Source organism: Bacillus sp. 5w2 (assembly GCF_054353775.1).
The window spans coordinates 230,098-241,943 of sequence record NZ_JBTIWT010000002.1 but is presented as its reverse complement, the minus strand read 5'-3'; the positions used below and the strand labels follow the sequence as shown (position 1 = coordinate 241,943).

Sequence of the window (11,846 nt, the reverse complement as noted above, 5' to 3'; positions counted from 1 at the left end):
CTTCTTATTTATCTTTTTTGCCATTGTGACGTTCGGTTACGAAGTGCTTTCGTTCCCCATTCATATACAACTCTTACTACAATATTTGTAACAACAATAAGCACACTCATTGCAGCTGCTGGTGCCACATTTCCTGCATCATCCATATTTACAATTGATACGGCAGCTAGTTTAAAATCAGCTGCGTATAGGAATACAACTGCCGAGACAGTTACCATTGAATTTACGAAGTAGTACATGACCATTTCTAAAATGGCTGGTAGACACATCGGTACCGTAACTCGAAAGAATGTTTTATAAAACGGAATCCCCATCGACTGTGAAACAAGTTCAAACTCTCGATCTAATTTCTTTAAAGCTGTCGTTGCCGTAACAAATGTTACCGAATAAAAATGAATGATATTGACTAGTACTAGCACAACGATTGTTCCGTATAGAGAATGAAACGGGTTCGTTACGGAAAGTCCAAAGATTTGTATGGTTGGTTGACTAAAGAAGAAGACGTAGCCTAACCCAAGTACTAAACCTGGTATCGCTAAAGGGACGATAGAGAAAAAGTAACCTGCTTTTCGGAAAAATTGTAGCTGATCTATTTTCTCAATCGCATAAGCGAACATAAATGTTAAAACTGCTCCAATAACCGCTGTGATTGCTGAAACAATTACGCTATTTTTAAACGCTTCAAGTCCATCTCCTGTTAAACTGGAAAAATTAAAATGCTCGAATGTAAAGCTCATATTATACGGCCATACTTTCACACTTGCAGCAATACCAACTGCCACAAATAATAAAATGATCATAAGCGTTACTACGCTACAATATACGAATGAAATAACATCTCGTTTCTTATTATTTATTATTCTGTAAGGTACTGATTTGGAAGATAAGAGATTCGCCTGCTTTCTTTGCGTAATGCGATCAACTGCAAATGCAAATATAGCTGGGATTAATAAAATCATTCCGACGGTTGCACCCATCGGCATATTTTGCTGCCCAATTACTTGCTTATATACGTCCGTAGCAAGTACATTATATTGCCCACCAACAATTTTTGGTGCCCCAAAATCAGTGAAACTAAGTGTAAACACAACGAACATCGCACTAATTAATCCGTACTTTACATTAGGTAAAGTAACAGTGAAAAATTGCTTTGTTTTACTCGCTCCTAGCATATTAGAAGCTTCATATAAACGATAATCAGAGCCTTGAAAAGCAATTAATAATATAAGAAATGCTTGCGGAAATGTATACATGACTTCAGCCATTACAATTCCTACTGGTCCATATAAAGGAATTTGTATCCCTTCAAACAAACCAAACATCCCTTTCGTTACTAACCCTTGATTACCAAATAAATATGTAAGTGCGATACCATGCATCATCGTCGGTGCGAATAATGGTAACAACGCGACATATTGAAATACACGCTTCCCAAACACATTCGTACGAGCGATCGCATAGGCGTAAGCAAAAGCGAGTGTCGCTGCAATAATTGTTGTCGCACCCGAAATCCATATCGTATTTTGTAATGATTGAACTAGCGTTGGAGTTGTGAAATATTTACTGAAATTCGCAAGACCAATGAAAGCTCCATCTTTATCATAAAAAGCTTGTGTAAACAATTGTAATAGAGGTAATACAAGCATGATCAAAAATGCAAGAAGCATACCAATAATTAATAGTCTTTGTATCCACTCTTCTTTACCGATACGTCTCTTAATCTTTTTTTTCGTACTTTCTACCTTGAAATCTTCTAACATCTCCATCTATACAATGACCTTCTTTCCATATGACAACATATGATTTTCTGAGAAAGAGATTTGAAGCGGCTTTCCTTTTCTAATTGCGGTTGCTTCTACTTCTGATGCCAATATATCCACTACGATTTTCTCGTTATAAAGATGTGTTTTTTCTTCTACGACTCGCACTTCTGTCCGATATACAGATCCACGAAATTCCATACTTTCCACAACCGTTTTAATACCATCCTTTTGTACCACGGTTACATGTTCAGGACGAATTGCATGTTCTTCATTATTTCTCGAAAAGAAATTAATAGAACCAATAAAATCTGCCACAAACGGATTGGCGGGTCTTTGATAAATCTCCTCTGGTGTGCCAATCTGCATAATTTCCGCATGATTCATTACAACAATTTTATCAGCCATCGTTAATGCCTCTTCTTGATTATGCGTGACCATAATAGTTGTTACTCCCACTTTTTCTTGCAAATCACGCATTTCTCTACGTAACTTTTCACGCACTTTTGCATCTAAAGCAGATAACGGCTCATCAAGTAACAAAATATCCGGAGACAGAGCGAGCGCACGTGCAAGTGCTACTCGCTGCTGTTGTCCCCCAGACATTTGAGCAGGATATTTATCTTTTACATTCAGCAAATCTACAAGTTCTAACGCCTCTAGCGCTTTCTCTTTTACTTCTGCTTTTCCATATTTTTTTGTCTTTAAGCCGTATTCAATATTTTCAAGTGCTGTTAAGTTCGGAAATAATGCATACGATTGAAACACCATTCCGAAATTCCTCTTTCCAGGAGGTAATGCTGTAATATCTTTTCCATCCACAGCTATACTACCTGTTGTTGCCTCTTCTAGCCCAGCTAAAATTCGAAGCAATGTTGTTTTCCCACAACCACTTGGGCCTAATAAACATACAAACTCATTTTTTTTCACAGTAAAAGAAATATCTTTTAACGCTGTAAATGCATCAAACTGTTTTTGAATGTGTTGAATTGATAAATATTCGCTCATTTTTTCTCTCTCCCACTCACTTACTTTTTCGGTTCTGCTTTTTGGCCAAACTCTTTTTCCCATTTTTCTAAAATTTTGTCCCGATTTTCTGCTGCCCATTTAAAGTCATTCTTTTTGTATAACTTTTCTGTCACATCTTTAGGGAATCCATCTGGAAGCTTATAATCATTTTTAATTGTCGCAAATCCATTTTTCTCGAAGTATAACTTCATTACATCATCAGTAATTGCCCAATCTAAAAATGCTTGCGCTAATTTTTCATTTTTTGCATTATCTTTCTTAATAAGTGCGTTCGCTTCTACTTCCCAACCTAATCCTTCTTTCGGCAATACAACTTCAACTGGTGCACCTTTTTGTTTCTCTTTCAAAGCACTATAAACCATTGAGACGCCAACTGGATATTCACCCGCGCCTGCTAATTTCGCTGGTTTTGAACCTGAATGAGTATAAGTTGCCATATTATCATGAAGTTTCTTCATGTAATCCCAACCCTTATCTTCACCCATAATTTGTAACCATGCAGAAACTGTTAAAAATCCTGTTCCAGAAGAAGCCGGATGTGGCATAACAAGCGTTCCTTTATACTCTGGTTTCGTTAAGTCTTCGTATGATTCTGGCATCGGTAAATTTTTCTTCTTTAATTCTTCTTTATTTATAGCAATCCCCGTCATAAATGCAGTATTACCTACCCATTTTTCTGGTTGCTTATCATCTTTAAATTGTGGAAGAACACGATTTGCTCCTTTTGGAGAGTATCCTTTTAACATATCTTTTTTATCTAAAGCTAATAGACTTGACGCAGCAGTTCCCCATACAACATCTGCTTGTGTATTTTTTCCTTCAGCTAGCAATTTGGCTGTAATAACTCCAGTTGAATCACGAACAATGTTCAGCTTCACATCTGGATACTTCTTTTTAAAAGAATCAAGATAAATTGGTACAAGTTCTTCTTCAATCGCTGTGTAAACAGTTAATGATCCAGATAATTTATCATCTTTTACTTTTGCCCCAGCACTTTCTTCTTTTTTTGCACCACACCCCATTAATAACGAAAATACCATTCCAGTTGCTACAGCTTTAAAGATTGTTTTTTTCACTGTCTCTCTCTCCTTTTACAAATCTTATGTACAACTCAAATATAAACAACTAGTGTAAAAGCAGTATTAAACCAACATTAATCTTTTGTTTGTTGTTTGTTTTTGTGTAATACGTTGCTACTTCTATGTTTTTTCGCATTTTTCTGCTAATAGTGAACGCTAAATTTACAAATAATTAAAAAAACCTTTATAATCCCACAAAAAAATGAGGCGTTTGTAAAAAACGCCTCATTTTTGTTTACCTTTTTTTGAATTACGATTTGCATACTTCGCGCTATTTTCTCCTTCATACTCTAATGCAAATTCTGCATCTGGTAAGCTTTCTTTCGGAGTTTTATTATTGTTGATTGCCGCATTTTGTTTCACTTTTCTTTTTACCAATACATTCACCTGCTCTCAAGAATTCACTTTCTACTCTAGTTTGAAGCAACATAAAATAATTATTACTGGCAAGTGTTAACAAGTACATAAGAGCCGCTAAATGGAAATACTACCTATAAAGAAAACATTATAAAAAGGAGCGATTATTTTGAAGAAAAAAGATAAAATTCAGTCACCAATTTTAGATGAAACGCTCCCGCATCAAATGAATTTTCCATCTTTTAAAGGAACAGGAAAGAAGATGCAACAACCTTTCATAAATCAATATGACGTCGTAATCGGCGACAGTAAATATGATTCCGAGAATAGTCCACTTCACAATTGGAGCGATGAAGTAGATCCTGCCATTATGGCTGGAGAAGAATGGATCCATCCTACAAATGATATTGGCTGGATTTCAGAGGAAAATCAAGAGTTGCTAAAAAAAGAAGTAGATAATAAGAATGACTCTTTTATGCATCCGCAATTTGGCATTAACGACTAAAAAACCATTCTACCTAAAATAGGTAGAATGGTTTCATACTATCCAATAATAATTCTCTCTTTCGGGTATTTATAGCGAGGTGGCTGTTCTCTTCCACCACTAGCCAGTATAAATGTTAAAATACCGACACGCCCAATAAACATAAGTACAATAAGTACAAGTTTACCAACAGTTGTTAAATCTGGCGTAATACCTGTTGATAGCCCTGTCGTCCCGAAAGCAGAACACACTTCAACAATTAAACTCATAAGTGGTACATTTTCCGTAATAGATAAAATAAATAGCGCTGTGGCACATAATAAAATCCCCATCGTCATAACGACAGATGCTTTCAGCACGTCCTCTTCATGTAGCTGACGCTTGAAGACTCTAACCGTTCTCCCACCTCTTGCAAAAGTGTATAGCGATAATATACTAACAGCAAATGTTGTTGTACGTATTCCGCCCCCAACCGAACTTGGAGATGCTCCTATAAACATTAATATACTCATAAATAAAAGCGTCGGTTGTGACAATTCACGTATATCCATTGTAGCAAGTCCACCACTTCGCGTCGTCACAGATTGGAATAATGTATAGAAAACTGTTTCATGCCATGACTTTCCTGCTAAAAACTGATTTCGTTCTAGTAAAAAAATCATGATTGTTCCAACGATAACGAGTGCAAAAAATGTTGTTGTCGTCAATTTTGTAAATAACGAAAAACGAAATAGTTGCTGTCTCCTTTTACTAAGGAATTGTTTCACTTCCATTAATACAGGGAAACCGATCGCTCCTAAAATAATGAGTAACATATGAATCATTTGAACAATATAATCTTTCTTATACGGAATTAGCGATTGTCCTGTTAAATCAAATCCGCCGTTCGTGGTTGCACTAACAGCTGCAAAGAAACCGTGAAAATAAGCTTCTTGCCAAGTTGGAAAATAAAGTAGGAATCTTGTACCTAATAGTATTGCTCCAATAAGTTCTATCGAAATAATTACAATTAAAATAGAACGCATCAATTCTACAAGGCCTGATAAATTCCCTTGATTATGATCTGCCATAATGAGTCTTCTTCTCTGCAAACCGATCTTTTTCCCCGTTATAATCCAAACAAATGTACCAAGTGCCATAATTCCTAAGCCGCCTAATTGTAAAATAAGGGCTAAAATAATAATTCCTGCCGTAGTAAATGTATCTGAAATCGTAACAACAGACAGTCCCGTAACACTTACCGCACTAACAGATGTAAAAAGGGCATCGATAAATGTCCATTTCACACCAGACTTCGTAACAAACGGTAAACTAAGCAATATCACCGATACAACTACTGCTAATAAATAAAACAAAACAATGAGTTGTACAGGACGTAATTTTTGTAAAAACTTTTTTATATCTCTCATTCCATCACTTCGCTACCTTTTTTCTATCGATTAAATAAAGAAAAATCTTCACTTTCTTTATTTGTAAATAACTGCTCAAATAATTTGGCAAATACCATTCCATACACAGTTCCATTACCTCCATACGGCAATGCGTAAAATAAATTATGTATCTTTTTATCTTCTTTTAAAATAGGAAGACCATCATGACTACCACCAAATGCTGCCGCCCAATAGTAGTCTGCCTGTATATTTTTATACTGCGGGAACATCTCTTTTACAATGTTAATAAGGATATCACGCTTATGCAATAATTTCGTATCACCGATTGTTTGAATTTGCATCGCTTCATCTAATCCACCTACAATAATACGGTTTTCATACGTTCGAAAATATAAGTAAGGTCGTGCTGTTTCCCAAATTAATGATTGTTCATGCCAACCTTCAAATGAATCTATCTTATTTGTCACAATCGCATAAGATGTTTCTACTGTTGTATTTTTTTCTTTCTTCCCGAAAAGCGTTTCATAACCTGTTGCCATAATAATATTCTTTGCTACAATTTGATTTCCTGTTTTTGTGTAACAAATTAAATTATTTTGGCGTTTTTTTATATGTATGGCCTCTGTATGTTCATGCACAGTAGCTCCCATTTGATTTGCTTTATGCAAAAGGCTATGCGCTAATAAATACGGATTCACCTCGGCATCACCATGCGTATATAACGCTGCTTGTTTTGTAAATGAATACTTCTTTTTAATATCTAAATCGGTAAAATATTCAACCGGGAATCCATGATGACGTAACGTATTATATTCTTCTTGTAAAAATGAAACGTCCTCATTTCTACTTGCATAATATAAACTACTTCGCGGAATAAAATGGGGATCAATATCAAGAGTCGGTACAACCTTCTCCATTGTTCTGAGCGCTTCGTAACAAAGGCTATATGCTCTTACCCCTTTTTCTTTACCAAATGTATGAATAAGAGAGGTTAACGATTTATCATGAAGAAATTGTAATAAGCCTGTATTCGCAGCTGTACTACCACATGCGATTGCGCTTTTTTCAATGAGTGTAACACTCATTCCAATTTTCGCTAACGAATACGCTATATGAGCACCTGCTTCTCCACTTCCAACTACGAGCACATCACATATCATATCATTTTCTAATGGTGGATAACAAGGTACAGAAACTCCTGTATTCCAAAACAATTTACCAGTCATAAGTTTCATAATTATACTCCTAAAATGTAGATTTCTCCTTTCTATGTTTTGTTATTTTCCATAAAAAAATCCAACTAACACAACGCTAGTTGGATTTTTTATTTTTACTTCGAACGCTCTTCAAGCCAATTTCCAATCATCGGATACGTTTGTTTTACAGCTGTTCCGCCGTAAACGATAGACATATGCCCTGTCGGTAAACATACATATTGTTTATCTGTGCTAGAAATATGATCTAGCAATGCTTCTACTTGGCATGGCAGGGCGATATGATCACGTTTCCCGGAAATATTTAAGACATTCGCCTTAATATTTGCAAGGTCTACCTTTTGTCCGCGAATAACGAGTTCACCCTTAACCAATTTATTATTTTGATAAAAATCGCGAATCCACTGTCTATATGATTCACCTGGGAACGGAATACCGTCGCCAACCCACTTTTGAACCAATCTCCAGCTTTCAACAAAGCGCTCATTCTCTGAACGATCCACTAAAGCCACATACGGACCAACAAAGTTCGTAATCGGTTTTAGCATTTTGTTCCCGAAATCAATCATTTCTGGCGGAATATTTCCAAATGTATCAACCGCTTTATCTAAATTGAAGTATTTCTCATCTAATAAAGGACCATATAATCCTGTTTCAGAGAAATCAAAAGGACTTGTCATAAAGATTAAGTTACGAATTGGCATGTGCGGATGAAGTGCCGCATAAATAGAAGTTAGCGTTCCGCCCATGCAATAACCAAGTAAAGAAATCTCGTCCGATTTTGCAGTTCGCATTACTTTTTTCACTGCTTTTGCAATATAATCAAACACGAAATCATCAAATTTCAAATGACTATCTTCTAAACCAAATGTGCCCCAATCAAGCATATACACGTCAAAACCACGGTCCACTAGATATTCCACTAAACTATTTCCAGGAGTTAAGTCCATAATATATGGTTTATTAATAAGAGCATATATTAATAGAATTGGAACTCTTTGTGTTTTTTCTTGTTTTGGAATGTAGCGATAAAGCTTCGTCTTATTCTTCGTCCAAATAACCTCTTTCGGTGTTAACCCTACTTGCGGCTCTGGTTCACGTAATAAAATTTCACTCGCCCTTTTCACACGGCGATATGCTTTTCGGTACTCTTCTGGGTATAACTCTAATTGCTTTTCCCATTCTGTTACGAATGTAGTCATTTTTCTATCTCCTTTTTGGTCGATTTCCTTTTAAAAAAAGAAGTGCATTCCTGCTATGGATATGCACTTTTTTCTTACTTCATTACATGTATAATCCACCGTTAATGTTTAATTGCTGACCTGTAATATATGCACCGTCACGGCATAGGTATACTACACCTTTTGCAATTTCATCAGCTTGACCAAAACGTTTTTTCGGGATTTTCGCAACGATTTTTTGACGTACTTCTTCTGGTACTTCAGCTACCATTTCAGTATCAATAAATCCTGGGCAAATTGCGTTTACAGTTACATTTGTTTTTGCAAGCTCTAACGCTAATGATTTTGTAAATCCTAACATGCCTGCTTTTGCTGCTGAGTAGTTTGTTTGTCCAAATCCACCAGCTTGACCAATAATAGAAGAAATACTGATGATTCTTCCTTCTTCTGCTTCCGTTATGTATGGAAGTACAGCGCTTGTCGTATTAAATACGCTGCTTAAATTCACGTCAATTACGCGTTCCCAATCTTCACGATTTAACTTTTTAAATGTACGGTCTCTTGTAATACCAGCGTTATTAACAAGAATATCAACTTGACCAAAATGATTCATAGCTTCTTCTACAAGTCGGTTTGCGTCTTCTACTTTAGAAACATCCGCTTGAACTGCATAAACGTCATGACCTTCTTTTCCTAGTTCATTTACTAAGTTTTCGGCTGCTTCTTTACTGCTGTTATAGTTAATAACTACTTTTGCTCCCTCTTGTGCTAACGCTACTGTAATCGCTTTTCCAATTCCTTTTGCCCCACCTGTTACGATTGCTACTTTGCCATTTAATTGAACCATTTCTTTTCCCCCTTAAATGAATTTGTGAACGATTGTTATGAATCATTTTGGTACTCATAGTAATAGAGTCCATATATTAATTATGTTGCGTTGTTTATACATGAAAAAGAGATTCTCCCCTTCTCTTTTACACGTTATAAACAAACGCTATTATCATTTTTTATTTTCCGGCTTATTCGCAGGTTTTGTTTCTTCTTTTACAGGTTCTTGTAGTTTTGCTAGTACTGCATTTTGCTTTTCTAGCAATTCTAAGATTTGATCAACTTTCGTTTCTAACGTGCGAATATCTTGTTTTACTTTCGTAACATCACGCTTTAATGTAGGAGCTTGTCCTAAAGAATCTACTTTCTCCTCTAGAAATTCCTCGATGTTATCTACTTTATTTTCCAAGTTAATAACAAGCGTAGCCACTCTTGCAATATCCTCTTTCGTAGGCACATTCACCTGCTCTAGATAATTTTTTGTTGTATCATTTAATGCTTTTTGATAAAACAAATTTAAATCTAGAACGCTGCCCATCCAAGCAGAATATTCTTCTGTTTTAATTGTTTCATTGAGCGCTTTTCCCCAAAATGTTTCGGTTTGTTCATAAGCATTTTTCCATGCTTGTAGTGGATCGAATTTTTGATCAATCACTTTACCTACACTCCCTTTTTCGTTTTTGAAACAATTCAACCTATTCACTATTTTCTAATATTCTGAATAAAACTTCAAGTCTATATTTTATTTTTCTTTATTTTCCAACAAATGTATTGACATTAAAAACAGATAGGTGTAAATTGCACTTATAAGCAAAAAATTCCATCTAACTGATTCATGAGGTGATGCACAATCATGCTACAAAATGAACCAGAACAACGCGAAAGTTTGGAGAATAACCAAGCGAAACAACCAAACTCCATGCCAAAAAACTTCTTAGTTCCCTTCTTACTTCTCTGTCTAAAAGACTGGAGTCTTCATGGTTACAAACTTATTCAAATGCTAATGGACATCGGCTTTTCTTCTGTTGACCAAGGTAATGTGTATAGAACATTGCGCAAATTAGAAAAAGAAAACCTTATTTCTTCTACTTGGGATACAAGCGACGGAGGGCCAGCAAAAAGAATTTATTCTTTAACTGAATATGGAGAGCAATATTTAACAACATGTGCGACTTCTTTTGAACATTATCAAAATATGTTGCGGACGTTTTTTACGTTATACACCAATGCATTCTTTCCATTTTCTACTTCTCCAGAAAAGGATGAAAAGGATTCTTCATCTTCACCTGGTGGTACAGCAGATTAATCTGCGTTCATAATATGCAAAAAAACATTTGGAGGTCAAACAATGGAAACTAAGCCATACGAATTAGTCGATGCATTTTGGAAAAACTGGTCTCAATCTCTTTCCCTCTTCTCTTCAGCTGGGAAACAATTAGAGCAACTTACTTTAGAAACTTTAAAACAACAACAAGACGCTCTGCATAAATTAACATCAGGAGTAGATGAACTAGAAAAAGAACTACAACAATTCACTGCTCAGTTCAATAACCAATATACAGATTATGTGAAGCAATTAACTGGAAACTCCTTAAATGATCAAATTAACGAGTGGCAAGGGAAATGGAATGAACTTTCTACTCAAATGCACCAACTTACTGTTTCTCCTACGAAAACATCTTTGTCTATTCTTACTCAAACTAGTGGTCAATTTGAAGAAACAACAAAACAATTTATTGAACAGCAACAATTACAACGTGAAGAGGTTCAAAAACAATTTGAAGTTTTTTTGGGAGAGTTCAAGTCCAAACAACTAGAACTCGCAAAGCAGTTCGAGGAAAACTCAAAAAATTTATTTACTTCCATCAAGTAAGAAAAATGTGGGAGCTAACTGCAGCACAAACAAAACTCTTTCTTCCTCCTACTACATCAAGATGGCTGGCATTTTTCGATATGGAAAAGAAGGAGGCCCAAATGAATCCATTTCAAGAAGCACAAACTGTTCCGGAGCTTCGTTATGATGAGATTCAAGTCGGTGATCAAGCATCCCTTACAAAAACGATTACGGATGAGGACGTTATCAATTTTGCAAAATTGACTGGAGATGTGAATCCTATTCATATTTTAGACTCTTTTGCAAAAACGACAATGTTTAAAGAACGTATTGCTCATGGTATGCTCGTTTCAAGTTTTATTTCTACTATCCTTGGAACGAAGCTCCCAGGAAAAAATACGATTTATTTATCTCAAAACGTTTCATTCCGTGCTCCTGTCAAGATTGGCGATACACTTCGCGTTGTGGCAGAAGTCATAAAAAAACGTGACGATAAAAAAATCATTACGTTGCAAACAAACATATATAATCAATCAGGTGATATTGTCGTTGAAGGTACAGCGACAATACTGAAAAAAGAGTAGCAAATTTGCTACTCTTTTTTCTATCCAATAACTTCTAATCACACCGATTACTTCCGCGTATGAGTACGCCGTTTCCACATAAAATAACGTTACCAGTTTAGATAG

Annotated in this window: 13 protein-coding genes; 4 read left to right on the top strand and 9 right to left on the bottom strand. The window is 35.7% G+C overall.

Translation table 11 applies throughout. The annotated features are described in order from the left end of the window. Nucleotides 1-8: 8 nt before the first annotated feature. The 4 genes from ACXY7N_RS05475 to ACXY7N_RS05460 all read right to left on the bottom strand — a co-directional run bounded on the left by ACXY7N_RS05475 (nucleotide 9) and on the right by ACXY7N_RS05460 (nucleotide 4,246). Entirely contained in the window at nucleotides 9-1,766 is a 1,758-nt protein-coding gene (locus ACXY7N_RS05475; RefSeq protein ID WP_488592314.1) for a putative 2-aminoethylphosphonate ABC transporter permease subunit, read from the bottom strand. Further along, on the bottom strand, nucleotides 1,767-2,768 hold the full coding sequence (locus tag ACXY7N_RS05470) for a putative 2-aminoethylphosphonate ABC transporter ATP-binding protein (RefSeq protein ID WP_488592313.1): 1,002 nt from the start codon (nucleotides 2,766-2,768) through the stop codon (nucleotides 1,767-1,769). Between the two features lie 20 nt (nucleotides 2,769-2,788). Next, nucleotides 2,789-3,865 (bottom strand): putative 2-aminoethylphosphonate ABC transporter substrate-binding protein, encoded by a 1,077-nt coding sequence (locus tag ACXY7N_RS05465; protein WP_088083450.1) that lies wholly within the window; start codon nucleotides 3,863-3,865, stop codon nucleotides 2,789-2,791. Nucleotides 3,866-4,093: 228 nt separating this feature from the next. Then, nucleotides 4,094-4,246: a hypothetical protein gene (locus ACXY7N_RS05460; protein WP_000240799.1), complete on the bottom strand. Its 153-nt coding sequence runs from the start codon at nucleotides 4,244-4,246 to the stop codon at nucleotides 4,094-4,096. Nucleotides 4,247-4,394: 148 nt separating this feature from the next. On the opposite strand from ACXY7N_RS05460, the gene ACXY7N_RS05455 reads away from it, so the two are divergent. Continuing rightward, nucleotides 4,395-4,730 (top strand): DUF3905 domain-containing protein, encoded by a 336-nt coding sequence (locus tag ACXY7N_RS05455; protein ID WP_016088787.1) that lies wholly within the window; start codon nucleotides 4,395-4,397, stop codon nucleotides 4,728-4,730. A gap of 38 nt (nucleotides 4,731-4,768) precedes the next feature. On the opposite strand, the gene ACXY7N_RS05450 is transcribed toward ACXY7N_RS05455, so the two are convergent. The 5 genes from ACXY7N_RS05450 to phaR all read right to left on the bottom strand — a co-directional run bounded on the left by ACXY7N_RS05450 (nucleotide 4,769) and on the right by phaR (nucleotide 9,978). Next, entirely contained in the window at nucleotides 4,769-6,118 is a 1,350-nt protein-coding gene (locus ACXY7N_RS05450) for a TrkH family potassium uptake protein (RefSeq protein ID WP_001204718.1), read from the bottom strand. Nucleotides 6,119-6,141: 23 nt separating this feature from the next. Then, entirely contained in the window at nucleotides 6,142-7,335 is a 1,194-nt protein-coding gene (locus ACXY7N_RS05445; RefSeq protein WP_016133941.1) for an NAD(P)/FAD-dependent oxidoreductase, read from the bottom strand. 95 nt (nucleotides 7,336-7,430) lie between these two features. Further along, nucleotides 7,431-8,516: a class III poly(R)-hydroxyalkanoic acid synthase subunit PhaC gene (gene phaC, locus ACXY7N_RS05440; RefSeq protein ID WP_016133940.1), complete on the bottom strand. Its 1,086-nt coding sequence runs from the start codon at nucleotides 8,514-8,516 to the stop codon at nucleotides 7,431-7,433. A gap of 82 nt (nucleotides 8,517-8,598) precedes the next feature. Next, nucleotides 8,599-9,342 (bottom strand): acetoacetyl-CoA reductase, encoded by a 744-nt coding sequence (locus ACXY7N_RS05435; RefSeq protein WP_488592312.1) that lies wholly within the window; start codon nucleotides 9,340-9,342, stop codon nucleotides 8,599-8,601. 153 nt (nucleotides 9,343-9,495) lie between these two features. After that, nucleotides 9,496-9,978 (bottom strand): polyhydroxyalkanoic acid synthase subunit PhaR, encoded by a 483-nt coding sequence (gene phaR / locus ACXY7N_RS05430; RefSeq protein ID WP_016088792.1) that lies wholly within the window; start codon nucleotides 9,976-9,978, stop codon nucleotides 9,496-9,498. Nucleotides 9,979-10,176: 198 nt separating this feature from the next. Between phaR and phaQ the strand changes: the two genes are divergently transcribed. The 3 genes from phaQ to ACXY7N_RS05415 all read left to right on the top strand — a co-directional run bounded on the left by phaQ (nucleotide 10,177) and on the right by ACXY7N_RS05415 (nucleotide 11,741). Further along, the gene (phaQ, locus tag ACXY7N_RS05425) at nucleotides 10,177-10,629 is read left to right on the top strand and encodes a poly-beta-hydroxybutyrate-responsive repressor (RefSeq protein WP_016088793.1); all 453 of its coding nucleotides are present in this window, start codon (nucleotides 10,177-10,179) and stop codon (nucleotides 10,627-10,629) included. A gap of 42 nt (nucleotides 10,630-10,671) precedes the next feature. Further along, nucleotides 10,672-11,196: a polyhydroxyalkanoic acid inclusion protein PhaP gene (gene phaP, locus ACXY7N_RS05420; protein ID WP_016088794.1), complete on the top strand. Its 525-nt coding sequence runs from the start codon at nucleotides 10,672-10,674 to the stop codon at nucleotides 11,194-11,196. Between the two features lie 101 nt (nucleotides 11,197-11,297). After that, the gene (locus ACXY7N_RS05415; protein ID WP_001067917.1) at nucleotides 11,298-11,741 is read left to right on the top strand and encodes a MaoC family dehydratase; all 444 of its coding nucleotides are present in this window, start codon (nucleotides 11,298-11,300) and stop codon (nucleotides 11,739-11,741) included. Nucleotides 11,742-11,846: the final 105 nt, after the last annotated feature.